The sequence below is a fragment of the Rhizobium cerradonense genome (genome assembly GCF_030182455.1).
Classification (GTDB): domain Bacteria; phylum Pseudomonadota; class Alphaproteobacteria; order Rhizobiales; family Rhizobiaceae; genus Rhizobium.
The window spans coordinates 19,590-45,673 of record NZ_JAQJCK010000003.1 but is presented as its reverse complement, the minus strand read 5'-3'; the positions used below and the strand labels follow the sequence as shown (position 1 = coordinate 45,673).

At 60.8% G+C, this 26,084-nt stretch carries 22 protein-coding genes and 1 riboswitch; of the genes, 13 read left to right on the top strand and 9 right to left on the bottom strand.

Features of this window, described 5'->3' with window-relative positions; genetic code table 11:
• The first annotated feature begins 37 nt into the window (after window positions 1-37).
• Together dxs and ppk2 are read left to right on the top strand one after the other, a co-directional pair.
• The gene (gene dxs / locus PH547_RS07735; protein WP_104822208.1) at window positions 38-1,954 is read left to right on the top strand and encodes a 1-deoxy-D-xylulose-5-phosphate synthase; all 1,917 of its coding nucleotides are present in this window, start codon (window positions 38-40) and stop codon (window positions 1,952-1,954) included.
• A gap of 335 nt (window positions 1,955-2,289) precedes the next feature.
• Window positions 2,290-3,210: a polyphosphate kinase 2 gene (gene ppk2, locus PH547_RS07730; protein ID WP_104822207.1), complete on the top strand. Its 921-nt coding sequence runs from the start codon at window positions 2,290-2,292 to the stop codon at window positions 3,208-3,210.
• A 161-nt stretch (window positions 3,211-3,371) separates the two neighbouring features.
• Here the strand turns inward: ppk2 and PH547_RS07725 are convergent, their stop codons facing one another.
• On the bottom strand, window positions 3,372-5,309 hold the full coding sequence (locus PH547_RS07725) for a methyl-accepting chemotaxis protein (protein ID WP_104822206.1): 1,938 nt from the start codon (window positions 5,307-5,309) through the stop codon (window positions 3,372-3,374).
• A gap of 229 nt (window positions 5,310-5,538) precedes the next feature.
• Window positions 5,539-6,546 carry a DUF4424 domain-containing protein gene (locus tag PH547_RS07720; RefSeq protein WP_285168198.1) on the bottom strand — a complete coding sequence of 336 codons (1,008 nt, stop codon included), beginning with the start codon at window positions 6,544-6,546 and terminating at the stop codon, window positions 5,539-5,541.
• Window positions 6,547-6,672: 126 nt separating this feature from the next.
• Between PH547_RS07720 and PH547_RS07715 the strand changes: the two genes are divergently transcribed.
• From PH547_RS07715 to PH547_RS07705, 3 genes are all read left to right on the top strand, one after another.
• The gene (locus PH547_RS07715) at window positions 6,673-7,413 is read left to right on the top strand and encodes a TlyA family RNA methyltransferase (RefSeq protein WP_285167924.1); all 741 of its coding nucleotides are present in this window, start codon (window positions 6,673-6,675) and stop codon (window positions 7,411-7,413) included.
• Window positions 7,410-8,660, top strand: a complete 1,251-nt coding sequence (locus tag PH547_RS07710; RefSeq protein WP_285167922.1) for a class I SAM-dependent RNA methyltransferase — start codon at window positions 7,410-7,412, stop codon at window positions 8,658-8,660. Before PH547_RS07715 ends, PH547_RS07710 begins: the two co-directional genes overlap by 4 nt.
• Before the next feature lie 288 nt (window positions 8,661-8,948).
• A complete protein-coding gene (locus PH547_RS07705; protein ID WP_285167920.1) occupies window positions 8,949-9,242 on the top strand; it encodes a GIY-YIG nuclease family protein in 294 nt (97 codons plus the stop codon).
• A gap of 324 nt (window positions 9,243-9,566) precedes the next feature.
• Here the strand turns inward: PH547_RS07705 and PH547_RS07700 are convergent, their stop codons facing one another.
• Complete coding sequence (locus tag PH547_RS07700) at window positions 9,567-10,319, bottom strand: crotonase/enoyl-CoA hydratase family protein (protein WP_285167919.1); 753 nt, start codon at window positions 10,317-10,319, stop codon at window positions 9,567-9,569.
• A gap of 10 nt (window positions 10,320-10,329) precedes the next feature.
• Window positions 10,330-12,108: an acyl-CoA dehydrogenase family protein gene (locus PH547_RS07695; protein WP_285167918.1), complete on the bottom strand. Its 1,779-nt coding sequence runs from the start codon at window positions 12,106-12,108 to the stop codon at window positions 10,330-10,332.
• Between the two features lie 202 nt (window positions 12,109-12,310).
• Between PH547_RS07695 and PH547_RS07690 the strand changes: the two genes are divergently transcribed.
• The 3 genes from PH547_RS07690 (at window position 12,311) to PH547_RS07680 (ending at window position 14,032) form a co-directional block, all read left to right on the top strand.
• Complete coding sequence (locus PH547_RS07690; RefSeq protein ID WP_104825001.1) at window positions 12,311-12,574, top strand: type II toxin-antitoxin system ParD family antitoxin; 264 nt, start codon at window positions 12,311-12,313, stop codon at window positions 12,572-12,574.
• Window positions 12,571-12,870 carry a type II toxin-antitoxin system RelE/ParE family toxin gene (locus PH547_RS07685; RefSeq protein ID WP_104822200.1) on the top strand — a complete coding sequence of 100 codons (300 nt, stop codon included), beginning with the start codon at window positions 12,571-12,573 and terminating at the stop codon, window positions 12,868-12,870. Before PH547_RS07690 ends, PH547_RS07685 begins: the two co-directional genes overlap by 4 nt.
• 160 nt (window positions 12,871-13,030) lie before the next feature.
• Window positions 13,031-14,032 (top strand): transporter, encoded by a 1,002-nt coding sequence (locus PH547_RS07680; RefSeq protein WP_104825000.1) that lies wholly within the window; start codon window positions 13,031-13,033, stop codon window positions 14,030-14,032.
• 76 nt (window positions 14,033-14,108) lie between these two features.
• Here the strand turns inward: PH547_RS07680 and PH547_RS07675 are convergent, their stop codons facing one another.
• A complete protein-coding gene (locus PH547_RS07675; protein WP_285167916.1) occupies window positions 14,109-14,579 on the bottom strand; it encodes a BA14K family protein in 471 nt (156 codons plus the stop codon).
• Window positions 14,580-14,869: 290 nt separating this feature from the next.
• Here PH547_RS07675 and PH547_RS07670 point away from each other — a divergent pair, with 290 nt between their 5' ends.
• Entirely contained in the window at window positions 14,870-15,823 is a 954-nt protein-coding gene (locus tag PH547_RS07670; RefSeq protein WP_245463927.1) for a glycoside hydrolase family 25 protein, read from the top strand.
• 60 nt (window positions 15,824-15,883) lie between these two features.
• On the opposite strand, the gene PH547_RS07665 is transcribed toward PH547_RS07670, so the two are convergent.
• The 3 genes from PH547_RS07665 to PH547_RS07655 form a co-directional block, all read right to left on the bottom strand.
• A complete protein-coding gene (locus PH547_RS07665; protein ID WP_104822197.1) occupies window positions 15,884-16,972 on the bottom strand; it encodes an FAD-binding oxidoreductase in 1,089 nt (362 codons plus the stop codon).
• Window positions 16,973-16,974: 2 nt separating this feature from the next.
• On the bottom strand, window positions 16,975-18,219 hold the full coding sequence (locus tag PH547_RS07660) for an aromatic ring-hydroxylating oxygenase subunit alpha (RefSeq protein ID WP_104822196.1): 1,245 nt from the start codon (window positions 18,217-18,219) through the stop codon (window positions 16,975-16,977).
• A 102-nt stretch (window positions 18,220-18,321) separates the two neighbouring features.
• A riboswitch (cobalamin riboswitch) is annotated at window positions 18,322-18,525 on the bottom strand.
• A gap of 216 nt (window positions 18,526-18,741) precedes the next feature.
• The gene (locus PH547_RS07655) at window positions 18,742-19,155 is read right to left on the bottom strand and encodes an ACT domain-containing protein (RefSeq protein ID WP_104822195.1); all 414 of its coding nucleotides are present in this window, start codon (window positions 19,153-19,155) and stop codon (window positions 18,742-18,744) included.
• Window positions 19,156-19,255: 100 nt separating this feature from the next.
• Here PH547_RS07655 and PH547_RS07650 point away from each other — a divergent pair, with 100 nt between their 5' ends.
• From PH547_RS07650 to PH547_RS07635, 4 genes are read left to right on the top strand one after another with little or no spacing between them, the layout of a single operon-like run.
• Window positions 19,256-19,867, top strand: coding sequence for a DUF6656 family protein (locus PH547_RS07650; RefSeq protein ID WP_104822194.1), 612 nt, complete (start codon window positions 19,256-19,258; stop codon window positions 19,865-19,867).
• Window positions 19,868-19,924: 57 nt separating this feature from the next.
• Complete coding sequence (locus PH547_RS07645; RefSeq protein WP_104824999.1) at window positions 19,925-20,899, top strand: L-threonylcarbamoyladenylate synthase; 975 nt, start codon at window positions 19,925-19,927, stop codon at window positions 20,897-20,899.
• Window positions 20,900-20,933: 34 nt separating this feature from the next.
• Window positions 20,934-22,364, top strand: coding sequence for an FAD-binding oxidoreductase (locus tag PH547_RS07640; protein ID WP_104822193.1), 1,431 nt, complete (start codon window positions 20,934-20,936; stop codon window positions 22,362-22,364).
• A 52-nt stretch (window positions 22,365-22,416) separates the two neighbouring features.
• Window positions 22,417-22,968 carry an MOSC domain-containing protein gene (locus PH547_RS07635; protein ID WP_104822192.1) on the top strand — a complete coding sequence of 184 codons (552 nt, stop codon included), beginning with the start codon at window positions 22,417-22,419 and terminating at the stop codon, window positions 22,966-22,968.
• 79 nt (window positions 22,969-23,047) lie between these two features.
• On the opposite strand, the gene PH547_RS07630 is transcribed toward PH547_RS07635, so the two are convergent.
• On the bottom strand, window positions 23,048-26,032 hold the full coding sequence (locus PH547_RS07630; protein ID WP_285167914.1) for a DNA translocase FtsK: 2,985 nt from the start codon (window positions 26,030-26,032) through the stop codon (window positions 23,048-23,050).
• Between the last annotated feature and the right edge of the window lie 52 nt (window positions 26,033-26,084).

The window sequence follows — 26,084 nt, the reverse complement described above, 5'->3', positions numbered from 1 at the left end:
GCCGCTGCCCAAGAATAGTAAGAAAGAGGCTTCAGCCTTGACACATATGCCAGAGACGCCCCTGCTGGACCAGGTCCACTATCCTTCCGACCTGCGAAAGCTGGAGGACCGGGATTTGCCGCAACTCGCCCGCGAGCTCCGCGACGAGATGATCGATGCGGTATCGCGCACGGGTGGACATCTTGGCGCCGGCCTCGGCGTCGTGGAACTCACCATCGCCATCCACAATGTCTTCGACACGCCGAACGACCGTCTGATTTTCGACGTTGGTCATCAATGTTATCCGCACAAGATCCTGACCGGCCGGCGCGACCGCATCCGCACGCTGCGCCAGGAGGACGGACTTTCCGGCTTCACCCGCCGCGCAGAGAGCGAATATGATCCCTTCGGCGCAGCGCATTCCTCCACATCGATTTCCGCCGGTCTCGGCATGGCGGTCGCCGCCGAACTCGACAATACCGACCGCCGCGTCATTGCCGTCATTGGCGACGGCGCGATGTCGGCCGGCATGGCCTATGAGGCACTGAACAATGCCGGCGCGCTCGACGCGCGGCTGATCGTCATTCTCAACGACAACGACATGTCGATTGCCCCGCCGACCGGAGCCATGAGCGCCTATCTCGCGCGCCTCGCCTCCGGCCGCACCTATATGGGCTTTCGTGATTTCGGCAAGAAGCTCACCGCCTATCTGGGCAAGAATGTCGACCGCGCCATTACCCGCGCCGTCGAACATGCGCGGGGCTATGTCACCGGCGGGACGATGTTCGAGGAGATGGGTTTCTACCACATCGGCCCGATCGACGGTCACTCCTTCGACCATCTTCTTCCGGTCCTGCGCAATGTGCGGGACCATGCTCAGGGCCCGGTGCTGATCCATGTCGTGACGCAAAAGGGCAAGGGCTATCCCCCTGCCGAAGCGGCGGCGGACAAATATCACGGCGTCAACAAGTTCGACGTCATCACCGGCGCGCAAGCCAAGGTGAAGCCGAATGCACCGAGCTATACCAGCGTCTTCGCCGATGCGCTCGTGCAGGAAGCGATGCTGGACGAAAAGATCGTCGGCATCACCGCCGCCATGCCGAACGGCACCGGTCTCGACAAGCTGCAGGAATTTTTCCCGGCCCGCTGTTTCGACGTCGGTATTGCCGAGCAGCATGCCGTCACGTTTGCGGCCGGCCTGGCCGCCGAGGGTTTTAAGCCCTTCGCGGCGCTCTATTCGACCTTCCTGCAGCGCGCCTATGACCAAGTGGTGCACGATGTCGCGATCCAGGGGCTACCAGTGCGCTTCCCGATCGACCGCGCCGGCTTCGTCGGCGCCGACGGGCCGACGCATGCCGGCTCCTTCGACACGGCCTTTCTCGCCAGCCTGCCCGGCTTCGTGGTCATGGCCGCCGCCGACGAGGCGGAGCTGAAGCATATGGTGCGCACGGCTGCTGCCTACGATCTTGGCCCGATCTCCTTCCGCTATCCGCGCGGCGAAGGCGTTGGCGTCGATTTGCCGGAACGCGGCGAAATTCTTCAGATCGGCAAGGGCCGCATCGTCAAGCAGGGTTCGAAAGTGGCGCTGCTATCCTTTGGCACCCGGCTCGCCGACAGCCTTGCCGCCGCCGAAGATCTCGATGCGGCCGGACTGCCGACAACGGTTGCCGATGCTCGTTTCGCCAAACCGCTCGACCACGATCTGATCCGCCAGCTTGCCAGCCATCATGAGGTGCTGATCACCATCGAGGAAGGCTCGGTCGGCGGCTTCGGCAGCCAGGTCATGCAATTCCTCGCCACGGAAGGCCTGCTCGACAATGGTTTGAAGATCCGCACGCTGGTCATGCCCGACATCTGGATGGAGCAAGCCAAGCCCGAAGTCATGAATGCCAAAGCCGGTCTCGACCGGGCCGGCATCGTGCAGACGGTGTTCAAGGCGCTGGGCCGCAGCCGGATTATCGAGGTCGTCGGGTAAATCCGGCTTGGCCCGCCATCGATCTACCGTTTGTTCGGATGTCGATCTTCCGGCACTTTAACAGGCGCGCCCTGAGGCGTGGTCGCCCTGTGGGCGAAGCGCGTTGATTTGAATGTGGAAAGGTCGCTGGCTTTGCCTCCACGGCATCTAGTCCGCTTTTGCTGATTAGAATTGAGTGCGGCGTGCTTCGTCTCTTCGCCCTGCGGCAATCAGTCATCTAACTGTCATGAACAAAGCGGAACTTGCAGCAATGCAGGAACGGGCATGTTCGCGTTTTTAAGAGCGATCATGCATCGACTGCTGTCGTTAGCTGCCATCGAGAAGCGGAGAGAACCTTGAACAATTCAGACAAAGAGCACCAGTATTCCGACTGGCTTGAAGCGGAACTGGCCGATACGCTAGACGAAGACTATGAGTTGGAACTCTCGGAACCGGCTCTTTCCGAAGAGATCCGAAAGATTTACCAGAAGGCACATCCGGCTGCGATGCCGCGTATCGACTACTTCCGCACCCTGCTGTCGCTACAGGCCGAACTGATCAAGCTCCAGGATTGGGTGACCTATCACAAGGAGAAGGTCGTCGTGATCTTCGAGGGCCGAGACTCGGCGGGCAAAGGCGGGGCAATCAAGAGGATCACCCAAAGGCTCAACCCGCGCGTTGCCAGGGTCGTGGCGCTGCCAGCGCCATCCGACCGCGAAAAGTCCCAATGGTATTTCCAGCGCTATGTGCCCCATCTGCCGGCGGGCGGCGAGATCGTTCTCTTCGACCGGTCCTGGTACAATCGCTCCGGTGTCGAGCGTGTGATGGGCTTTGCGACGGAAGATCAGGTCGAACAGTTCTTTCACGACGTACCCGAGTTCGAACGCATGCTGGTTCGCTCCGGGATTCGGCTTGTCAAATACTGGTTTTCGATCACCGACGAGGAGCAGCAGCTTCGCTTCCTCGTGCGCATCCACGATCCCTTGAAGCAGTGGAAGCTCTCGCCGATGGATCTGCAGTCCCGCGTGCGGTGGGAAGCCTATACGAAGGCGAAAGAAGAAACCTTCGCGCGCACGAACATTCCGGAAGCGCCCTGGCACATCGTCGAAGGCAATGACAAGAAGCGCGCCCGCCTGAACTGCATCGACCATCTGCTCAGGCAGATTCCCTATGAGGACGTGCCTCACGAGGACATCACCCTGCCGGAGCGCGTCTTCAACCCCAACTATGAGCGCAAGGTGCTGCCGCCGGAGCTTTACGTTCCGTCCAAGTACTAGGGAACGCTTTCGCGGTAGCACTGGCCAAGGGTCATAGCCACCCTCGGCAGCTACCGCTAACTGATATCTGTCTCGCCTCGAAACAGGCGAGACAGATCTCCCCGACCTCCGATGCCCGTCAGAAAGAGCATCAGAGGTTCGGCGTCATCAAGACGCCAGCCTCAGAACTCCTCCCACTCATCCTGGGCAACAGCCGCCGCGGTGGCCTTGCCGCCAAACGCCTTGGCAACCGTGCGGCCCAATGCCCTCGCAGGCGAAGCAGCCGGTCGTGACTGGGCGGTAACGGCCGCAGGACGTTTGGATTCGCGGGGCATGTCACTCAGACGGAACTGGTGCAGGAGCTCATTGAGGGAGGCTGCCTCGCGGGCGAGTGCATGGCTCGCCGCCGTCTGTTCCTCGACCATGGCGGCATTCTGCTGCGTGCCCTGGTCCATATTGTTGACGGCAGTGTTGATTTCCTGCAAGCCGGTCGACTGTTCGCGGGTGGCGATGACGATGGCGCCGACGTGGCGGTTGATCTCCTGCACTTCGGAAACGATCAGTTCCAGCGCCTTGCCGGTTTCGCCGACCAGCGACACGCCGGTGTTGACCTGATCGCTCGAGGTGGTGATCAGTGCCTTGATCTCCTTGGCGGCGCTGGCGGAACGCTGGGCCAGCTCGCGGACTTCCTGGGCGACGACCGCGAAACCCTTGCCGGCATCACCGGCGCGGGCAGCTTCGACACCGGCATTCAGAGCCAGGAGGTTGGTCTGGAAGGCGATATCATCGATGACGCTGATGATGTTGCTGATCTCACCCGAGGACTTTTCGATCTGCTGCATGGCGGAGACCGCCTTGCGCACGACATCGCCGGACTTCTCAGCGCCCTGACGGGCACGTTCGACGAGATGGCCGACATCTTCAGCGCGCTTGGCGGAATCGCGAACCGTCGTCGTCACCTCTTCGAGGGCTGCTGCGGTCTCTTCGACGGCGGCCGCCTGCTGCTCGGTGCGGCGGGCAAGATCGTCGGCGGCCGAACGAATTTCGCCGGCACCGGCATTGATCGCCGAAGCATTGTGGCCGACCGACTGCAGGGCGGCTTCCAGCTTTTCGACGGCATTGTTGAAGTCGACGCGGACGCCGTCGAGCTGCGGTGCGAAGGTACGCTCGAGGCGCGCGGCGACATTGCCGGAGGCCAGGGCGGCAAGCCCGCCGGCCAACGCCTCCATCGCGAAGCGGATCTCGCCCTCTTCCCGCGCCTTCTGCTCGTCGTTCATCTGACGTTGACGCTCGGCATCGCCGCGCATGCGGTCGGTCTCGCCGGCAAGACGCAGTTTCTCGATCGCCGCTTCCTTGAAGACGACGACGGCGTCAGCCATGCGGCCGACTTCATCGCCCCGGCCGATGGCCGGCACGTCGATATTATGCTCACCGCCGGCAAGGCGGGCCATGGCGGCAGTCATGCCGACGATCGGGCGAACGATGGTGCGTGCGAGCAGCCAGGCAAGCACGGCTGCGGCCAGCGAGGCAATGATACCGCCGGCAATCAATGTCAGACGCAGTTCGCTGTTGGCATCATCCTGGATGGCCGACTGGGCATCTGCCTTGGCGCGGGCAGCCTGTTTGATCTTGGCTGCAGCCTCACGGAAACCGTCGAGCTGACCCTTCGTCTCGTTCTGGCCGATCTTGACGATCTGGTCGAGCGGCATCTCGGTTTCCTTGCGCGCCTTCATCTGCGGCTCGGCGAGCTGATGGAAATAGAGATCCGCGGCCTTCTGCATGCCGTCGATCGCGGCAAGCAGGTCCGGCTCGTCGGCGGCAACCGTCTTGGCGGCCGCCATGCTCTTCAGCATGCGATCGCGATTGGTGCCAACGTCGCCATAGGTGCTATTGCTGCGCAGCAGCAGGAAGCCGCGCAAGTTGACCGCCTGTTCCAGCATGGCCTGCAGGGAATCGTCGATCAGATTGACGAGCTGCTGTGACTTGACCTGTTCGGCGGCGGCCGCGGTCGATATTTCTTCCTTGGCGTAAACGAATGCGGAAACGCAGGCGAAGATAGCGATAAGTGCGGCAAAGGTGATGGCGAGTTTGCCATTCAAGGAAAGGTTCTTCGCAAACATGGGCAAGCGCCTCCTGAGCGCCGGTCCTGGCGAACATCGACGAACCCGCTGGGAGAGCGCAGCCGGATGCTCCAAAATTCTGGGAAGAGGCATGATTGGGCGCGAGAGGCGCGGAGCCGTCATGGCAGGCGATTATCCCCGAAAAGGACAATCGCAATCGCATGCATAACTAGATGCTACAGCTTTAAAATTATTTAACTCTGCTCAGTGCAAGAGGCGCAACAATACTCTAATTCTGAGATCCGGCATTGAGGATCAGAATATCGAGATCGTGCTCAGGAGAAAAATCCTCTGCGGTCATCTGAAAACTCGTGGGGCCGATCTTCTTGACACCGCTGCCGCAGAAGCTGACGTAGTTATCCGGGCTGCCCTTATCGACCGTTAGCTGGAAATGCTTGATCGGACCGGACCAGTTGGCGCCCGTGCTCAAAACGTAGGAAATCCAGCTTTCGGTATAGGCGCGGCCGCCCTTGTCGGAGGCTGCGGATAGTTTGGTAGCGGTTTTAAGGAAAGCGTCGTCCACGCAATATTTGGTCTGATAGATCTTGAGCTGCTCCTTCTCGTAGTCCTCGTTGCCAGCAAAGGTGATGGCGACCGTGCCGCCGACACTCGGCTTATAGCGGTGCTGCACACTGATTTTGGCGCGGGCCGGAAATTTGGTGCGCCACCAATAGGTCGTGTGCAGGATCCACATCGGCGTCGGGTGATGCTTCATGCCCTGGCCGTCACTGTCGTATTCGTCATCGGCAATGAGGCCGCGCGCCTTCCAGTCCTCGAGCACATCAGGCGGCAGCTTCGCAACCGCGTTGAACGCGGCTGCGCCGAGCGGTCGCAGCGGAATATTGTGCGCCTTCAGCTCGGCCGTCAGATCGATACCGGAGACTGTCACGTTCTGCTGCAAAGTCGGCGTGATCGGGTTGCCGTCCTGCGTGACGGTGAAATCGAGGAAATTGTCGGCATCGGCGTCCTCGATGGCGACCGTGCTGTCGAGGACGCCCTCGATATCCGGCATGGGGAAGGCGACAACGCTTTCGACATCCTTATCCGAGGTGTTCTCAAAGATATAATCGACCTTCACCTCCGTCGGAGAAATGAAGAGCTTTTCGTCATCCATGCTGATATCGCCGGTGCGGACATAGGCGAGGCCGCCGGTCTTCAGCTCCGCCATGCTATCATTCGCCAAGGCCGGCGTGGCAAGCATCGCCAGAGCCGTCGCATAGCCGCAAATCCCGCGCATTCGAGCCCCCATCTGCTGCCGGTTTGCGGCGATTATGGCGAGATACCGCATAGCGTCAACGCCGACATTGGCCGCCATCAACACAAAACGCTTGCAACGCAGACCATTGCCCGGCATGGACAGCCCATGTCCGAACCGCAACGCCTCGACCAGCTTCTCGTCTCCCTCTCGCTTTTCGCCAGCCGCTCGCGGGCGCGCGACGCCATTCAGCGCGGTACGGTGACGGTTGACGGCAAGATAGTGAGCAAGCCCGGCGCATTGTTTACGGAAGATGCGGAGATCGCGATCGATGATCCCGCTCAGGACTATGTTTCGCGGGCCGCGCTGAAACTGGTGGCCGCGCTGGATCATTTCCAACTCGATCCGAAGGGGCAGCACTGTCTCGACGTCGGCGCCTCGACCGGCGGTTTCACCGAAGTGCTGCTGCAGCGAGGTGCGGCTCATGTCACCGCTATCGATGTCGGCCATGGGCAGATGCATCCGCGCATATCAGCGGATCCGCGCGTGACCAATATCGAGGGACTTAACGCCCGCAATCTGACAGCCGAAGACATTGGCGAGCCCGTAACTTTCATCGTTTCCGACGTCTCCTTCATCTCACTGAAGCTGGCGCTGGCGCCGGCTCTCAGCCTTGCAGAACCAGGCTCGCGCTGCGCGCTGCTGGTGAAGCCGCAATTCGAGGCCGGGCGCGAGGCGATCGGCAAGGCCGGCTTGTTGAAGGACCCCTCCTCCGCGCCAACGGTTGCGGCGGAGCTGGAACGCTGGCTCATCGAGGACATGGGCTGGCGCAGCCTCGGCCTCATCCCCTCGCCGATCGCGGGCGGCGACGGCAACCAGGAATTTCTTCTCGCAGGGATCAAGCCATGAGCACCGAAACCGTGACCATCCAGAAGCTCGGCGCCCAGGGCGACGGCATCGCGCAAGGCGCCGACGGGCCGATCTACGTACCCTTCACGCTGCCCGGCGAGACGGTTGCCATCGCGCGAGTGAAGAGCCATGGAACGTTGATGTCGATCGCGGCGGCCTCGCCCGACCGGCAGGAGCCACACTGTCGGCATTTCGGCCCCGACGGCGTCAATGGCACTTGCGGCGGCTGTACGCTGCAGCACTATGCCGATGCGCCCTATCGCGCCTTCAAGCGCCAGCTCGTGATCGATGCATTGCGCTCCAAAGGGCTGACGCCAGAGGTGGACGAGCTCATCGCCGCCCATCCGGGCGAGCGCCGGCGCGTGGTCTTTGCCGCACGCAAGACCGAGAAGGACATGCTGATCGGCTTCAATCAGGCCGAAAGCCACCATATCGTCGCCATTCAGGAGTGTCCGATCGCCTCGGCCGGGATCATGTCGCGACTGCCGGCGATCAGGGCTGTCGGCGCGGCTCTCGCTGTCAGCGCGGAAGCATTTCGCATCTCCGTTCTGGAGACGCTCTCCGGCCTCGATATCGCTGTCGATGAGGTCAAGAAACTCTCCGACAAACAGCGGCGCAGCGCCATCGAAACCGTGCTTGCCCTTCGCGGTATCGCCCGCGTCTCCCTGAACGGCGAGATCCTGGTTGAGCCGATGAAGCCGATGGTCGATTTCGGTGGCGTGCAGGTTTCGCCGCCGCCGGGCGCCTTCACCCAGGCGACAAAGCCGGCCGAAGAGGCTATGGCCGAGCTGGTTGCTGCCCATGTCGGCAAGGCGAAGCGCATCGCCGATCTCTTCGCCGGCAGCGGCACATTCTCGCTGCGTCTGGCGCGCATCGGCCGCGTGCATGCCGTCGAAGGCGAAGACAAGCCTTTGGCCGCCCTCGACTACGCAGCGCGCAACACGCAGGGGCTGAAGCCCGTAACCATCGAACGCCGCGACCTTTTCCGCCGGCCGCTGATGGCGCAGGAACTGAAAGCCTACGACGCCGTCGTCTTCGATCCGCCGCGCGCCGGTGCGGAGTTCCAGAGCAAGGAACTGGCTCGCTCCGCCGTCAAAAAAATCGTCGCCGTCTCCTGCAACCCGCTGACGCTCGCGCGCGATCTGGCCCTGCTGGTTGAAAGCGGCTACCGCATCACAAGGGTCACGCCCATCGACCAATTCCTGTGGAGCTCACACGTTGAAGTGGTGGCGGCGCTGGAGAAGTGACGACACGAACTTGGGGGCCGACCCTCGTGGTTCGAGACCGCCCTGCGGGCCTCCTCACCATGAGGGCGGAGTGAGATCGCATAGTCTTCATCTCAACCTTCTCTTTCTTCGACAAAATCGGAACGAGTTTGGGATTCTGTGCCGAGTTTTGGAAGGCCAGGAAAGATTAGCCCTCATGGTGAGGCGGGAGCGAAGCGACCCTCGAACCACGAGGGCGGATGAGGGAAAAGAATTGATCATTCAGTACACTTAATGGTAGAGAAATTCATCCCTGCTTGAAAGCTCGTCATGGAAGCTACCGTCTACATCCTTCGCTGCAGTGATGGCTCCTATTATACCGGTCTCACCAAACAGGAGATCGAAGCGCGGGTATGGGGGCACAATGCGGGCATCTACGATGGCTATACCGCCAAACGCCGGCCGGTCGAATTGGTGTTTCATGAAGTCTATGATCGGATCATCGATGCGATTGCGCGAGAACGACAGATCAAGGGTTGGTCGCGCCGGAAGAAGGAAGCCTTGATTGCCTTGAATTACGAAGCCTTACCTGCCTTGTCGCGACGGGGACCCGCAACGAAATAGCGATAACGTCAACTCTCCGGGCCACCTCGCCCTTCGAGGCTCGCTGCGCTCCCGCCTCAGGGTGAGGCGGAGAGAGTGCTATGGTCGCGGCAAAGCCAGAAAATGGCTTCTCTTCTGGATCGGCGAGTTCCTCTGCAACACAGAGGCAGGTCATAGTCAAATCCACAGTTCTCGGCCGAAAGCAGGTAAGGTTTTCGGGGGACGCTATGAGAAACAGATGCGATCGGAGCAGCCTCGTGGTTAAGCGAGCAGATCAGCCCTCACCCTGAGGCGGGAGAGCAGCGACCCTCGAAGGGCGAGGGCGGGTGAGAGAAAGAATATACCTCACCGCTTCATGAACGCCTCAAACGCCGCCCGAGCCTCCGCGCTCTTCAACTGCGCCGCAAAGTGCCTTGCTTCCACGTCGATACGGGCGAGAATATTCTCGGCGGAGCCGCGTATCAGATCACGTGCGATCCGCAGCGCTTCCGGCGGTTTGGCTGCAAGTTTGGCGGCGAGCGCCAGGGTTTCGGCTTCCAATGCCTCCGGCGTGGTGACCTTCCAGATCAGACCGGCATCCTTTGCTTCCGCGGCGGAAAAGCCCTCGCCGAGGGCGAGCAGAGCGAAGGCGCGCTGATGGCCCATGACGCGCGGCGCGATCAGGCTGGAGGCGGCTTCGGGGACAAGGGCGAGATCGACGAAAGGCGTCTTGAACAGGCTGCGGTCGGAAGCAATCGTCAGGTCGCAATGGAGATGGATCGTGGTGCCGATGCCGATCGCCAGGCCGTCGACACCAGAGATGACGGGCTTCTTCGCCGTGGCCAGCACGCCCAGGAAGTCCAGCACCTCGCGGCCCATGCTGCCGCTCATGGCGAAGGCGAGGAAATCGGCAAGATCGTTGCCGGCGGAAAAGCAGCCTTCACTACCAAGGAAGGCGGTGACGCGGATATCCGAGGCCTCATCCGCCGCCCGCAGAGCGTCGGTCATCGTCTGATACATGGCGCGGGTGAAGGCATTTTTCTTTTCCGGCCGGTTGAAGCGGATCACCTGCACATGGGGGGCAGTCTCAGGGCGTTCGATCAAAATGTGGTCGGTCAAGTGTATGTCCTTAAGCAAGAGCGATGCGCGCAGCTTCGAGGCTGGAAGCGCCGGCGACGATGCGATCGGTGAGTGCGGTGGTTTCGGCCAGCATGTTTTCCGCAGCAAAGCGGCAGAGCGCAATGCGCTTTTCGCCCTCGCCGTCCGCAACATCCACCAGGCCGCCCTTGGCGAGATAGCAGCCCGTGAGTACGAGGCCGAAGAGCCGCTGATAGGGTGTGGCCCCCGCCAGTGCCTCCGCGATACGGCCCTCCGCCTGGCGCGCGAGAAGCCATTCGCTTGCCGCCTCGAGATCGGTGATAGCGGCATAGAGCCGTGTCGCCGTGTCGCCGAAACCGTCCAGATTGGATTTGGCAACGGTATCGGCAATCTCGCGCAGTTCGTGGGTGAAGCCACGCATATGATCACCATTGGTAATTGTCAGCTTACGCGTTACGAGATCGATCGCCTGGATGCCGTTCGTGCCTTCATAGATCGGCGCGATACGGGCGTCGCGCAGCAGGCGGGCCGCACCCGTCTCTTCGATAAAGCCCATACCGCCATGCACCTGGATGCCGAGCGAAGCGACATCGACGCCGGCATCGGTGGAAAAGGATTTGGCGATCGGCGTCAGCAGGGCGGCGCGCTCCTGCCAGTGCCGTGCTCTGCTGGGATCGCGATGCGACATGTCGATCGCCTCGGAGCAGGCATAGCAGATGGCGCGCGACCCCTGCGTCAGCGCCTTCATCGTCAGCAGCATGCGGGCGATATCGGGATGTTCGATGATCGGGCTCATGCCTGTCGCTGTCGTACCTGGAGCCCGCCCTTGCGTGCGCTCTTTTGCGTAAGCGATGGCTTTTTGTGTCGCGGCCTCGGCGATCGCCACACCCTGAATGCCGACGGCGAGCCGCGCATTATTCATCATCGTGAACATGCAGGCGAGGCCCTTGTTCTCTTCGCCGACGAGCCAGGCAACGGCCCCCTTCTCGGTTCCGTATTTGCCGTCGCCATAGATCATCGTGCAGGTGGGTGAGCCGTGGATGCCGAGTTTATGCTCCAGCGAATGGGCGAAATAATCGTTGCGCGCACCGAGCGAGCCGTCATCGTTGACCAGGAATTTCGGCACCAGAAACAGGGAGATACCGCGCGTGCCTGCAGGCGCATCCGGAAGGCGCGCAAGCACGAAATGGACGATATTCTCCGCCGCCTCATGATCGCCCCAGGTGATGAAAATCTTCTGGCCGTATAGGCGATAGGTGCCGTCATCGCGGCGTTCGGCGCGGGTGCGCAGCGCCCCGACGTCGGAGCCGGCGTGCGGCTCTGTCAGGTTCATCGTGCCGGCCCATTCGCCCGAAACGAGTTTTGCCAGATATTTGCGCTTAAGGTCCTCGCTGCCGTGAGCGATCAGCGCCTCGACCGCACCCATGGTCAGCGTCGGCGCGAGACCAAAGGCCATGGAAGCGGAATTCCACATTTCCAGCGTCGCAACGTTCAGCATGTGCGGCAGGCCCTGGCCGCCGAACTCCTCCGGCGCCGTCAACCCGTTCCAACCGCCGGCAATCCAGTCGCGATAGAGTTTCTCCCAGCCATCGGGCAGCACCACCTTGCCATCGACGAGTTTGGAGCCCTGCCTATCGCCGATCTCGGCCAGCGGTTCCATCACGTCCCCGGCAAAACGGCCGGCCTCGGTCAGAATGGCGTCGACGACATCGCCGCTGAGATCGCCGAGGCGTCTCTCCTCCATCGCTTGCCCCATGCCAGCGACATGCTTCAGCGTAAACGCGATTTCCTCGACCGGCGCCTTGTACATGGTGTCTTCCTCCGTGGTGACGATGCCGACAGTCTACCTCACCCAAGCTATCGGCCGCATGATGTTTATAGCTAATTGATTTTTACGTAAACGTCAATTTTGGGCAGGCACCTCAATGTATCGAGACAAATCCGCATTCACTTCCCTGAATGATTTGTGCTAACAATTATCACCTTGGTTATACGCTGGAAGAGGAATGAACATGGCTAGCAGCGCAAATCTTGGCAAGCGGCTCGAAAGCTATGTGGATGAACTCGTAACAAGTGGACGTTACAACTCCCGCAGCGAAGTCCTGCGCGAAGGCGTTCGCTTGGTCGAAGAGCGAGAAAAACGCCTCGCTGCGCTCGATACCGCGATTGCACAAGGCCTTGCGGATGTTAAAGCAGGGCGAGTGGAGCCTCTTGAAGAGGTTGCTGCCAGACTGACTGCAAAATACGAAAATATGGCAAAAGACCGCCGCTCGTGATCGTCGTTTTCTCCGCCAGAGCTCAAGCCGATGTTGAACATATTGGCGACTACATTGCTCAGGATAATCCCCAACGCGCGGCAAGCTTCATCATGGAGCTTGTCAAGCGGTGTAGGCATCTAGCGGACATGCCGTACCGCTTTCCGCTGGTACCGCGCTATGAACACACAGGCGTCCGCCGCTTCCCGCATGGTGCCTATCTCGTTTTCTATCATGTCAGCGAAGACGCCGTAGAAATTCTGCATATCTTGAATGGCGCCCAGGATTTCGAAGCAATTTTGTTTCCCGAGACCTAAGTTACGTCGAAAACTAACTGGCGATCCTCCAATCGGCCTTGCCCCACCTGCGGCATATCCGCCTTCCTGCGCGATTGTCGCGCCATAGCCGGGACTTGCATAAACAATCGTCATGAACAATGAGTATGGCAACTCCCTTGACGATGCGAACAACTCGGCCATGAACACGATCACATCAGCCACCACGATACCTGGCCTCATCTGGGCCTATCGCCTGCGTCCCGGCGCGAATAAGCCGGAGCGGCTGTCCGATGATACCGATCGCGCCACGCTGTTTGCGGACGATGGTTTCCTGTGGCTGCATCTGAGCCTTGTCGATGCCCGCGTACCTGCTTTTCTGGAGGATGCGCCAGGTCTGAACGAACCTGCCCGTGTGGCGCTGACGACGCATGAGACGCATGCGACCATCACCGTCGACGAGCAGATGCTGTTCGGCACGCTGGTCGATTTCCAGCGCGAATTCGATCAGGATACGCGCGACATCGGCTGGCTGCATTTCGTGCTCACCGACCGCATGCTCATCACCACCCGGCTGCAGCCGCTACGCAGTGTTGAGCGGGCGCGCATGCTGATCGAAAAAAACGCAGCCAAATTCACCCGGCCGCTCGATATATTCGAGCTGCTGGTCGTCGAGTTCCAGCGCACCCTCATCTCGCTGGTCATCGAGATGACCGAGGAGCTCAATCTCATCGAGGATTTCGTCTACGAGAACGCGCCGCGAGACGAACGCCGGCGATTGGCGCCCGTGCGCCGGACGATTGTGCGCCTGCACCGGCATCTGCGCACCGTCTTGACACTGATGCGGCGCGCTGCAGCATCTGACGACGAAGAGATGCCGCTCGGGTTCGAGGATGTCGCCGGCCGATTGACGGGCCGGCTGGAGGCGGTCGATCACGATGTCTACGCGCTGCAGGAGCGCGCAAGGCTGCTGCATGAAGAAATCGACTCGAAGCTTTCCTCCGAGATCAACCGCCACCTCTATATTCTGTCGATCATGACGGCCTTCCTGCTGCCGCCGACGCTGGTCACCGGCTTTTTCGGCATGAACACGTCAAATCTGCCGTTTTCAGGCGGCGGTGCCGGCACGGAATATGCCGTGGCCCTCATCATCGCTTCGATGGTACTCGCCTGGTGGCTGCTGAAGCGGGTCAACATTCTCTGACGGCAGGACGTTCATCCATAAAAAACCGCCCGGCGAGTGACCGGGCGGCGGGGGCTGATAGGTCCAAATCTCTCGCTCAATAGAAGGGCGAGTAGCACTGCTGCCGGGGACCGCGATTGGGTTGGAACGTATTGTCATAAGCCCGATAGGAGCGATAGCGCGCCTCGCACCATTCGACGTGGCGCGGGTTGATGCCTCCGGCCGGGGCAACATAACGCGGCTGGCTGGCAATCGCGCCGCCAATGATGGCTCCGGCGCCGAAGGCCGCCAGCGGGTACCAATAGCCATCATAATAGCGATAGCCATAACGATAGCCCGGATAACCGCGGTAGCCGCCATACCAACCACGGCGATAATACGGATAGTACCCGCCGTGATAACCGCCATAGCGGCGCCACTGAACCTGCTGAACGTCGGCAGGGGCAGCCTTATCTGCTGCCGCAACGGGCGCGGCAGGCATCTGCATTGCGAAGGACGGGGTGAAGCTCGTCAGAGCCACAGCGGCCGAAACAACGATAGTCGCAATTCTTGCACGGAAACCAAGCATTTATATCTCCATTCCCTGGCTTACATTGTGCTTAAGGCAATGAACGTTCCTAATTGGGGAAGGTTCCCCAAACAGGGTTCGAATACCTGCTGCGCCGCGCGTCCAATATGACGCGGCGGGACGTAGCGGCGCATAGTGTTTCCCTTAAATCGGTACAAATTTAAGGGGTTATGCGGACCCAACGGTAAATTTTTAGCGATCCCATCCTTAACCAGGGATTAACCACCGATCCTTACCATTGTTTCATGAAGGGATACCGGCAGACTCACCCTCTGATTTGCAGTTTCCTGATGGTTCTGGCGCTGCTCGGACCGGCTTCCCGGCTTGCGGCCGCTGAGAACCCACCCTGGAACGACCCCCAGAACGCCCTTATCGTCGATGCCTATGAGTTGAATACCATCGATTGGGATCAGCTTCTGCAAGACAAGCGCATAGCCGCTTTCATCTCCAAGGCTTCCGACGGCCTGCCAGAGAGCTTTAGCTGCACGGGCGATCATGCCGGCGACACCTTTGCGCACTGCAAGACGATGTGGCGCAAATATGCCGTCAGCCGCGAGCTGTATCAGACGCGCCGCATACTGGCCAAAATGAATGGCCTGCTCTGGGGCGCCTACCACCTTGGACGGCCCGGCAACCCGGTCGACCAGGCCAATCACTTTCTGGATTATGCCGATCCGAAACCGGACGAATTGATGGTGCTCGATATCGACGGCTTGGACGCGACCCAGTTCATGTCGCTCGATGACGCGCAGATCTTCGTCGGTCACATCAAGGTGAGAACCGGCCGCTATCCCATTCTCTATACCAATCACAACACCGCCCGGTATATTGCCGATCATCGCGAGGACTATCCGATCCTGTCGCGGCTGCCGCTGTGGTATGCGCGCTACAAGCCGGATGTAAAAGGCACCTTCCCGCTCGGCAATTGGGACAATTATGCGCTCTGGCAATTCTCCTCATCCGACAATTGCTCGGAGAAGGCCTGTCCTTACCGCGTGCCGGGGACGCTTACCGATATCGATGTCAATGTCGTGGCGATGACGAAGGTGCAGCTCGCCAAGATCTGGCCGCAGGGCGATCTGCTGCCCGCAAAGCCGGAACCTGCACCCATGATCATTGCCAAGGGACCAAGCTGTACCGCGCCGTTGCAGACGCTCGTCTCGCTGATGGTCGACCCAATCGTCACCGCCGCAACGCAGCCGAAGACGGTCGAGATCAACGAGTTGAATTATCAGGATTTCTAGCGCATCCGCTATCGGGCGGGAGCCGCCCGATAGCGGATAAGTAGTCTCGATTCAAAAGGCTTAGGCTTCTATCTGCACATCCGTTTTAGGCCGCGAACAGCAGGCCAGAATGTAGCCTTCGTCGATTTCGTCGTCGAGGATGCCGCCATTATGGTTCATCTCGACCTCGCCCGACAGTTTCATCACCCTGCAGGTGCCGCAGAGACCGGATTCGCAGGCAGCACCGATGCGTACGCCGGCGCCGCGCGCGGCCTGCAGGATCGTCTGGCCTGGGGCGCAGGCGACATCCCTGCCGGCCATGGTGAAGCGGATCGAGGTCGCCGCGTCCATCGACGCGTCATCGCTGACTTCGGCCAGCGGCGTTGCCGCCTGCGCCGGCTGGAAGCTTTCCTGATGGTAGCGCGCCATGTCGAAGCCGTGGGCTTCCAGCATGGAGCGGACGGCATCCATGAAGACTTCAGGGCCGCAGCAGAAGATGGTGCGTTCCATGAAATCTGGCGCGAGCAGTCCGATCTTTGCCTTGTCGATGCGGCCCTTCAGCCCCGACCAGAGATCGGTGCGGCCGCAGCCTTCGACGATGAAGCCGAGATCGAGGTTCGGCATGAAGCGGGCGAGATATTCCAGCTCCGAGCGGAAGATGATGTCGGCGGGGCTGCGCGAGCAATTGACGAAGGTGATGTCCGACAAGGGCCCTGTGTCGGCCATGTAGCGCGTCATCGCCATCATCGGCGTGATGCCGGAGCCGGCCGAAACGAAGAGATATTTTTCGCCGGGATGACGGATGTGGCTGAAATCGCCGAGCGGGCCGAAAGCCTTGATGCGCATACCGGGCTTCAGGTTCTCGAACATCCAGCGCGTGCCGATGCTGTCCTTCTGCGCCTTCACCGTGACGGCCACGGAAAAGGGCCGCGACGGTGTCGAGGAAAGCGTGTAGGTGCGCATGACCGGCTCGGGCGCCGTCGGCAGTTCCAGGGTTACGAACTGGCCCGGCAGATAGCGGAACCAATTATCCTTGTCGGAGCGGAATGTGAAGGTCATCACATCGGGCGCTTCCGGCGTTGCCGACAGGCATTCGAGCAGATGCTGCCTGTCGCTCCATGGCTGCATCTGATCCAGGTGCTGATGACGGAGAGAGATGGTCATGTTCATACTCAGGCAACCGCCGACAGCTTGGCCTGATCGCCCTGCAGCCGGTTGATCATGAAATTCGAGTACCACTCGACGAACTGCATGACGCCGCCCTCGTGGAGTTCCGAATAGGGGCCGGGCTCATAGGCCGGCGAGCGTATACCGAAGGCATTTTCCTCGACGATGCGACGGTCCTGATCGTTGGTTTCCGTCCAGACATGGGTCAGTTCCTCGAGGTCATAGTCGACGCCCTCTACCGCATCCTTATGCACCAGCCATTTGGTGGTGACCGCGGTTTCCTCGGCGCTGATCGGCAGCACGCGGAAGGAAATGGCGTGGTCGCCGAGAAGATGGTTCCACGTTGTCGGGTAATGGAACAGGATCATCGCACCGATATTGTTGATGGTGACGTCAGGCGATAGCGGCCGCTTGACGGCGCGCCTGCCGGACATGGTGTAGCTTTCAGCCCCTTCGATCAGCGGCATGCGGGCGGCGCGGAACTGACCATCGGGTGCGATCTTGAATTGGCTCGGCAAGCCGGCGGCTTCGCAGCGCTGCCAGTGCTCAGTGATGAGGGGATCGTTCATCGCACCTTGTACACCCGTGATGGTCGGCGCTTCCGGGTAGGTACGGCAGAGCTCCGGATGATTGGCGGCGCAGTGATAGCACTCGCGATTGTTCTCCCATACCAGCTTCCAATTGCCCTTTTCGATAATGGTGCTCTGGAAGGCGACCTTCGTCTCGCCGATGCGATGCGGCGCCATGTAAGGCTCGATCGCGGCGCGGACCGGGGAGAAATCCGGGGCGTTTTTCGCCAGACAGATGAAGATGTAGCCGCCGACGCTCTCGCAGTGAACCGGCTTCAGGGAGAACTGGCTCTTGTCGAAATCCTCCGCCATCTGCCGGGCGAAGAGCAGCGAACCGTCGAGTTCGTAGGTCCACTGATGGTAAGGGCAGACAAGCTTGGCCGAAGAACCGCGCTCGGATGCGCAGACACGCGAGCCGCGGTGGCGACAACTATTGTGGAAGGCGCGGATGACCTGATCCCGGCCGCGGACGATAACGACGGGATAATCGCCGACCTGGACCGTGAAATAATTGCCGGCCCGCGGCACTTCGCAATCATGGCCGATGAACAGCCAGTCGCGATAGTAGATCATCTCCATGTCGAGCTTGAAATAATCGGGGTCGGTGTAGAAGGCCTGCTCCAGGCTGAAACCCTGGCGGCGGTTCTTCAATTGTCGCAAAACGTCGGTGCCGATATCCATGTGCCTATCCTCGTGCAATACCAGGCAGTAGGCAGAGGACATGCACCGGCCGGCCTTAAACAGCCCAACGCATTACCCCCCGACTGCCCGCCGCGGTCAGTGAAATCTGTCGTCCCCAAGGCTGGTTTCCGGGCTCTGGAGCGGTCCTCAAGAGGACCCCATGGCGCCTTCCCAGGTTGTTCTCGACCCAGTGGCTTTATCTGCCATGCCTCACTCCACCACCGTTGCGGGGGCAGCGCCGGATTTTGACCGGCTTCCCAATTCTCCGCCTCCCTAATAGACGGCACCTTGAGATTGAGGTCATCATAGCTCCCGCCTCACGCGTCGCTCTGCTGCAATGCGACATCGGCTTCGAAATTGGCGACAGGTGAGATGAAGCTTGGAAATGACGCGAATTTTGTCGCGATAATACGAACCAATTCAAACTATTAGCTCGGTCCCGGCAAGACGATCGTCCGTGTGAACCATTCTGCGCTCCATGACGCTTTATCTTGATTGCGACAGAGCGATGGGCGATGAATTTTAGGGACGATCTTGTCCGGCGGAGAGCGCCTTCAATGCCGCCATGGCACGCTCGGCATCGGCGATCGGCACGAAGATATGGTCATGATAATAGGCCGCAACGACATTGGCGCTGATGCCCTCGCTTCCGAGTGCCATAGCAAAGGCCGCCGTCAAGCCCACGGCCTCCAGCGAGGAATGGACGTCTAGGCTAATCATTCGCATGGCGGGTTCAGCCGGAAGCCCCGCCTGCCGGGCGGCCTCGATCGGAAGGATCAGCGTCATTCCCTCTTTTTCGTGGAACATTCCGATCGGCTTCAAATGGATATAGTCTGTCAGCATTGAAGGCGGCACGCAGCAAAAGACGAATTCGCCTTCAATGAGATTTGGCTTCATGCTCGCAATCAGCAGTTTGAGTTCGGTGATACCCGGCATGGCTCTGATCCTTCCAAACATCCCAGCGTGGCGCGCTTAAGCCCGGCTCAAGCTAGGCGATCTATTAACTGCTATCCATACCCATACCGAGAGTGCCGCCATGGCCAAGCTCAGATATTTCGACGCCAAGAAGCCCGCCGAACCGGAACCGGAATTGCCGGCGGCCTCCCATAGCGAATTCCTGCGCACCGGCCGCATCACCCGCGACAGGGCGCATTGGCTGGCCGAAGAGCGGCGCTATCTCAGCTATGAGGAAGTGGCCGAGCGCACGGCGAATAAGCTGCGGAATGCTGGCGAAAAGACCCACGATCGGCTGAACAGCTTTCACCAATCGATTCGTTTTCCGAAGCTGATCTTCCATCACACGCTGAAGGACACGCCGCATCTCGGTTATTGCCATGTCACTGCGGCGCGAACGCAATTTGCGCAGTATGAAGAGGTGAGCTGGGCCTTCTACATCGCCAACTTCTTTGCCCGCATCGGGCAGAACGACAATTTCTTCGAAAATATCAGCCTGAAATATTCGCGGATGTATTTTGCCGTCGCCGTCTTGCCGGATCAGGAATCGCCGGAAAAGAAACTGACGATCAACCGCGAGGTCCGAGGCAACGGCGTACTCTTCCACACACACGATCCGCAGATCGCCATCCGCAACGTGTTGCTGCTTGGCGCGCGCAACGAACAGCTCCGCGACATCATTCGCCAGCTTTGATCATTGATCCCCAAACTTGAAAAGCATAAGAACGGCCTGAACTACAACGGTCAGGCCATGGCGCGACACATAGACATTCTCCAGGATCCCGAAACGGCTATAGCTGCGGCGTCGGAAACGCTTGCCGAGGGGCTGCCGATCGGGTTGCCGACCGAGACGGTCTATGGGCTTGCCGCCGATGCCACCAATCCCGCTGCTATCACCCGCATCTATGAGACCAAGGGGCGGCCCCGCTTCAATCCGCTGATCTGCCACATGAGCGATCTCGCCATGGCGGAACGCCATGCGATCTTCGACCCGATCTCGCGGAAGCTGGCCGAAGCCTTCTGGCCCGGTCCGTTGACCCTTGTGCTGCCGCTGCGGCCGGAAAGCGATATCCATCCGCTGGCGACCGCGGGGCTTGATACGATCGGCATCCGTGTGCCGCAGGGTTTTGCTGGCGAGCTGATCCGCGCCTTCGGCCGGCCGCTCGCCGCCCCCAGCGCCAATACGTCCGGCAAGATCAGCGCCACCAGCGCCGATCATGTTCATGACGATCTCGGCGAACGGATTACACTCATCCTCGATGCCGGCGCTTCGGTTGTCGGCGTTGAATCGACGATCGTCAAGGTTGAGGACGGGGAGATGCGCCTGCTGAGGCCGGGGGGCCTCGCGGCTGAGGAGATCGAGCGGATCGCAGGTCAGCCGCTCAAGCGCAAGAACGGCGCCTCGCCGGCCATTGAAGCGCCAGGCATGCTTGCCTCGCACTATGCGCCAGGTGCTGCGGTGCGGCTCGATGCGACTGCTGTTTTACCGGGCGAGGCGTTGATCCGTTTTGGGCGACCGGACATTGCCGGTGCGGAGAACGCGGCCATGGTGCTCGATCTCAGCCCATCCGGCGATCTTGCGGAAGCCGCCGCCAATCTGTTCGATTTCATGAAACGCGCCGATGGCAGCGGCGCGGCAATGATCGCCTTTTCCAGCATTCCCGACGAAGGCCTCGGCGAAGCCATCAACGACCGCCTGCGCCGCGCGGCCGCGCCCAGAGAGTAAATCCGGTCAAAGACACATCGGCAAAGGACACGCCATGAGCAGCTCCGCCCCCTCCTCCGCCCTTCTGGATCGCTTTGCCGCGATCGTCGGCGAAAAGCATGCCGTGCAGGACCCTGCGGAGATCGCACCGCATCTTATCGAAAATCGCGGGCTCTATCGCGGCGCATCGCCCCTGCTCCTGAAGCCGGGCTCGGTAGAAGAGGTTTCGGCAATCCTGAAGCTCGCCAGCGAGACCGGCACGGCCATCGTGCCGCAGACCGGTAATACCGGCCTTGTCGGTGGCCAGACACCACGCGAGGGCGGCTCTGACATCATCCTCTCATTGGAGCGCATGAACCGCATCCGCGACATCGATCCGGTCGGCAATACCATGATCGTCGATGGTGGTTGCATCCTGGCTGATGTGCAGAAAGCGGCGGAAGAGCATGGCCGCATGTTTCCGCTGTCGCTCGGCTCCGAGGGCTCCTGCCGCATCGCCGGCAATCTCTCCACCAATGCCGGCGGCACGGCCGTTCTTGCCTACGGCAATATGCGCCAGCTCTGCCTCGGCCTTGAAGTGGTGCTGCCGACCGGCGAAATCTGGAACGGTCTTCGGCGGCTGAAGAAGGACAATACCGGTTACGACCTGCGCGACCTCTTCATCGGCGCCGAGGGAACGCTCGGCGTTATCACCGGCGCGGTGCTGAAGCTTTTCCCGCAACCGCTTGGCCATCAGGTGGCTTTTGCCGGTATCCAATCGACCGAAGACGCACTGACACTGTTCAAGAATGCGGCCAGCCTCTGCGGCCCGGCGCTGACCGGCTTCGAGCTGATGCCGCGCATCGGCGTCGAGTTCACCGCTCGCCATATTCCGGGCGTGCGCGATCCGCTGGAAACAGTGCATCCCTGGTATGTGCTGATCGATATCTCCACATCGGATTCGGCCGAGACCGCCGAGAGGATGATGACGACGCTGCTGGAGCAAGGTTACGAGGCCGGCCTGATTCAGGATGCGACCATCGCCAATTCCGAGGCGCAGCGAAAGGCGCTGTGGCACATGCGCGAGAGCATGTCGGACGCGCAGAAGCCGGAGGGCGGCTCGATCAAACACGACGTCTCCGTGCCGGTCGCGCAGATCCCGAAATTCATGCACGAGGCGGAGAAGGCAGTGATGGCCGCCATGCCCGGCGCCCGCATCTGCGCTTTCGGCCATATGGGCGACGGCAATATCCACTACAACATCTCGCAGCCCGTGGGAGCGGACAAGGCGGAGTTCATCGGCCGCTGGCGCGAAATGAACAAGATCGTGCACGGGCTGGTGCTGCAACATGGCGGCTCGATCTCCGCCGAACACGGCATCGGGCAATTGAAGCGCGACGAACTGGCTTCGATCCGCCCTGAAATCGAGATGGATCTGATGCGCCGGATTAAGACGGCGTTCGACCCGGCAGGGATCATGAATCCGGGAAAAGTCCTCAAGATCTGAGAGCCGGTTGGCTGCCTTAAACGGGTAGCAACACGCTATGGAAGGGTTCGGCATGGGCGACAAACGCGTATATGTGACGTCAGTCAGCAGCAGCGGCGTGCATAGTTTCAGCAAGCAGAACAAGGATCACATTCAACTGCTGACGGGGCTCGGCGTGGAAGGCGACGCGCATATGGGGGTGACGGTAAAGCATCGCTCGCGCGTCGCGGTCGATCCGACGCAACCCAATCTGCGTCAAGTGCATATTATCCACGAGGAGCTGTTCGACGAACTCACAGAAAAGGGATTCTCTGTTGCTCCGGGCGACATGGGCGAGAATATAGCGACCCGAGGGATCGACCTACTTTCCCTGCCTCAAGGGGCGCGCCTGCATATCGGCGAGGAAGCGATCGTGGAAGTGACTGGGCTTCGCAACCCGTGCAAGCAAATCGACGATTTCCAGAAGGGCCTGCTGCATGCGGTGCTCGATAAAGATGCCGATGGAGGTCTGATCCGCAAGGCTGGCATCATGGGTATCGTCTCGCAGGGTGGCCGCGTGCAACCCGATGACGCCATCCGCGTCGAGCTGCCGCCGCTGCCGCATATCAAGCTCGAGCGCGTCTGATAAAAAAGAAGCGGCCTTCCGTTGGAAAGCCGCCTCGTTATGCCGCTCTCATGTCGCGCTAGCCTTGCAGCCTGCTTGATCAATCGAAATCGTCTTGGCCCGAATTGCCGCCGCCATTGCGGTTGCCCGAGATGATCTCACGCTTGCCGACATGGTTGGCGGGGCCGACCAGACCGTCCTTTTCCATGCGCTCGACGAGCGAGGCAGCGCGGTTATAGCCGATGCCGAGGCGGCGCTGGATGTAGGAGGTCGAGCACTTCTTGTCGCGCATGACCACCTTGATCGCCTGTTCGTAGAGATCGTCGCCGTCTTCCGAGGCGATGGCGCCCTTGTCGAAGACAGCCGTGTCTTCTTCCTCGTCGTCTTCTTCCTCGTCGGCGGTGACCGTATCGAGATATTCCGGCCGCCCTTGAGTCTTCAGATGTGCGACGACCTTTTCGACCTCTTCATCCGAAACGAAGGGACCATGGACGCGCGAGATGCGCCCGCCGCCGGCCATATGCAGCATGTCGCCCTGGCCGAGGAGCTGCTCAGCGCCCTGCTCGCCGAGGATGGTGCGGCTGTCGATCTTCGAGGTCACCTGGAAGGAGATGCGGGTCGGGAAGTTTGCCTTGATCGTACCGGTGATGACATCGACCGAGGGACGTTGCGTCGCCATGATTAGGTGGATGCCTGCGGCGCGCGCCATCTGCGCCAGACGCTGGATCGCGCCTTCGATTTCCTTGCCGGCAACCATCATCAGGTCGGCCATTTCGTCGACGATGACGACGATATAGGGCATCGGCGTCAGGTCCATTTCCTGCTGTTCTTCGATCGGGGCACCCGTGCCCTTGTCGAAGCCGGTCTGGACCATGACATGGATCGTCTCGCCCTTTTCACGGGCGGAAGCGACGCGGCTGTTATAGCCGTCGATATTGCGCACGCCGAGGCGCGACATCTTGCGATAGCGATCCTCCATCTCGCGCACAGCCCATTTCAGCGCCATGACGGCCTTCTTGGGATCGGTAACGACCGGGGTCAGCAGATGCGGGATGCCGTCATAGACGGAGAGTTCGAGCATCTTCGGATCGACCATGATCAGGCGGCATTGCTCCGGCGTCATACGATAGAGCAGCGACAGGATCATCGTGTTGATGGCGACCGACTTGCCCGAACCGGTGGTGCCGGCGACGAGCAGATGCGGCATCTTGGCGAGTTCGGCAATGACAGGCTCGCCGCCGATCGTCTTGCCGAGGCCAAGCGCCAGCTTGTAGCCACTCCTCTCGAAATCCGCGGACTCAATCATTTCGCGGAAATAGACGGTCTCCCGGGTGACGTTCGGCAGTTCGATGCCGATGACATTGCGACCGGGAACGACGGCGACGCGGGCTGACAGAGCCGACATCGAGCGAGCGATATCGTCGGCGAGATTGATGACGCGCGAGGATTTGACGCCGGGGGCCGGCTCGAATTCATAGAGCGTTACCACAGGACCTGGACGGACATGGATGATCTCGCCCTTGACGCCGAAGTCTTCGAGCACGCTTTCTAGAAGGCCGGCATTCTGCTCCAGCGTTTCCTGCGTCATGATCACGCCGGTCCGGGCGGCAGGCTCCTGCAGCAGTTCGCGGGGCGGGAGCTCATATTCACCCTCACCGCTGCGGGCGATCGGCCGCCATTCCGGAAGAGCCAAGGCATTAGCCCTGCGCGGTGTAATCTGCGACGGCGGCGGATCGATCAGACGCTGTTTGGCAGCTTCGACGGCGGGAATGACCGGCTTTGCTTCAACCATGGGAGCGGCCGCAGCCGGCGCCGGCGTGCGAACCGGTATCGGCGCGACGACCATGACCGGAGCCGGAGAAGGCAGGCTCGGAGCCGCAGCCGGCTGAACCTCGACAATGGCCTCTGCCTCACCGGCAAATACTGCGGTGACGAAGGCGGGCGGGATGAACGCGACAGGTTCCGTCACCTTTGCGTCCGCTTCGACCGGCGCTGCGGCCTCGATCGAGGCCGGCACAAAGGGCGCCAGTACCGCAGCTTCGAGCGCGGCAAGCTCGTCCATCACGAATGCGCCGACCGGGGCCGGCTCCATAGCCGGAGCAGGTGCGGCGGAGGCAACGGCCGTTAAAATTTCGGTCTGTAGCGGTGAGTCTACGGCAGGCGACGGGCGGCGGCATTCGACGACGCGGAATTTCGCGACGATCGATTCGACCTCAGATTGGATCTCAGGAACGAGCATCGGCTGGACCGGCTTGCCCTTGATGGCGGAGAGGAATTCACCATCGAAGGGCATGGCGTCCCAGAAGGCGAAATCCGAGAGATGGGCAAGCCGCGATTCGACCACAGGCGCGGCGACTGATTCTTCAACTTTCGGCAGCGACGAGGAGGCATCCAGCGCGATCGCGGGAGCTCTATGGAATGCGGTAGCGATGACGGTCATCTCCAATGCGTCCGGCTGCATCGCCGGAGATTTCTGAATTACGGTAGGCTTGAAGGTCTCACCCACGAACGGCATGTCTTCCCATGGCGGCAGTTGGAATTCTGCCGACTGGTCCATCTGCGGACGATCGATAGAGCCATGTGATTCGGGCACCGGCGGCTCAATGACGCGCATTGCGGCGTGGTTGACGGCCGCGGGCGCCGAGGTGGGCGCAGGTTCCACGGGCGGACGCCGGCTGATGATCTCGGTCTCGCGCGTGCGGGTGAAACGGACGTTCGGTCCCATCAGGAAGGCGTTTTGCCAGCCGGGCGAGGCAAGCTCCTCTGCGGAGATCCCGTGCGGCGTGACAGGCATGATGGGGCCGCTTGCCGCCGTGCTGGCTTGCAAGGCCTCCACGACAGGTTTTGGCGCGGCGGCGATTCGCAGGCGAGCTTCTTCGGCATGCCGCAATTCCTCGGCACGGCGCTGTTCTTCCGCGCGCCGCTTTGCTTCGCGCGCATTGCGGATCTTTTCTTCCAGGAATGCGCGGCGGGCAGCGATCTGCTCGGCCCGGCGGGCCTCTTCTGCGACCTGCTCCGGGTCCGGCTCACCCTCCTGCTGGAAGCCGGTTGCCGCATTCGAAATGTTCGTTCGAGAAAGACGCATGAGACCTGCAACCCAGTCATTGATATTGCCGATGGCTTCTCAAATCGAATAG

Bases quoted from the DNA above. Each gene is read 5' to 3' on its own strand.
- PH547_RS07725 (WP_104822206.1), bottom strand. From the start codon at position 5,309: ATGTTTGCGAAGAACCTTTCCTTGAATGGCAAACTCGCCATCACCTTT.
- PH547_RS07655 (WP_104822195.1), bottom strand. From the start codon at position 19,155: ATGCCGGGTATCACCGAACTCAAACTGCTGATTGCGAGCATGAAGCCA.
- PH547_RS07675 (WP_285167916.1), bottom strand. From the start codon at position 14,579: ATGCTTGGTTTCCGTGCAAGAATTGCGACTATCGTTGTTTCGGCCGCT.
- PH547_RS07720 (WP_285168198.1), bottom strand. From the start codon at position 6,546: ATGCGCGGGATTTGCGGCTATGCGACGGCTCTGGCGATGCTTGCCACG.
- PH547_RS07690 (WP_104825001.1), top strand. From the start codon at position 12,311: ATGGCTAGCAGCGCAAATCTTGGCAAGCGGCTCGAAAGCTATGTGGAT.
- PH547_RS07670 (WP_245463927.1), top strand. From the start codon at position 14,870: ATGGTTCTGGCGCTGCTCGGACCGGCTTCCCGGCTTGCGGCCGCTGAG.
- PH547_RS07715 (WP_285167924.1), top strand. From the start codon at position 6,673: ATGTCCGAACCGCAACGCCTCGACCAGCTTCTCGTCTCCCTCTCGCTT.
- PH547_RS07640 (WP_104822193.1), top strand. From the start codon at position 20,934: ATGAGCAGCTCCGCCCCCTCCTCCGCCCTTCTGGATCGCTTTGCCGCG.
- PH547_RS07635 (WP_104822192.1), top strand. From the start codon at position 22,417: ATGGGCGACAAACGCGTATATGTGACGTCAGTCAGCAGCAGCGGCGTG.
- PH547_RS07645 (WP_104824999.1), top strand. From the start codon at position 19,925: ATGGCGCGACACATAGACATTCTCCAGGATCCCGAAACGGCTATAGCT.
- PH547_RS07660 (WP_104822196.1), bottom strand. From the start codon at position 18,219: ATGGATATCGGCACCGACGTTTTGCGACAATTGAAGAACCGCCGCCAG.
- PH547_RS07705 (WP_285167920.1), top strand. From the start codon at position 8,949: ATGGAAGCTACCGTCTACATCCTTCGCTGCAGTGATGGCTCCTATTAT.
- PH547_RS07630 (WP_285167914.1), bottom strand. From the start codon at position 26,032: ATGCGTCTTTCTCGAACGAACATTTCGAATGCGGCAACCGGCTTCCAG.
- PH547_RS07695 (WP_285167918.1), bottom strand. From the start codon at position 12,108: ATGTACAAGGCGCCGGTCGAGGAAATCGCGTTTACGCTGAAGCATGTC.
- PH547_RS07710 (WP_285167922.1), top strand. From the start codon at position 7,410: ATGAGCACCGAAACCGTGACCATCCAGAAGCTCGGCGCCCAGGGCGAC.
- PH547_RS07680 (WP_104825000.1), top strand. From the start codon at position 13,031: ATGAACACGATCACATCAGCCACCACGATACCTGGCCTCATCTGGGCC.
- PH547_RS07650 (WP_104822194.1), top strand. From the start codon at position 19,256: ATGGCCAAGCTCAGATATTTCGACGCCAAGAAGCCCGCCGAACCGGAA.
- PH547_RS07665 (WP_104822197.1), bottom strand. From the start codon at position 16,972: ATGAACATGACCATCTCTCTCCGTCATCAGCACCTGGATCAGATGCAG.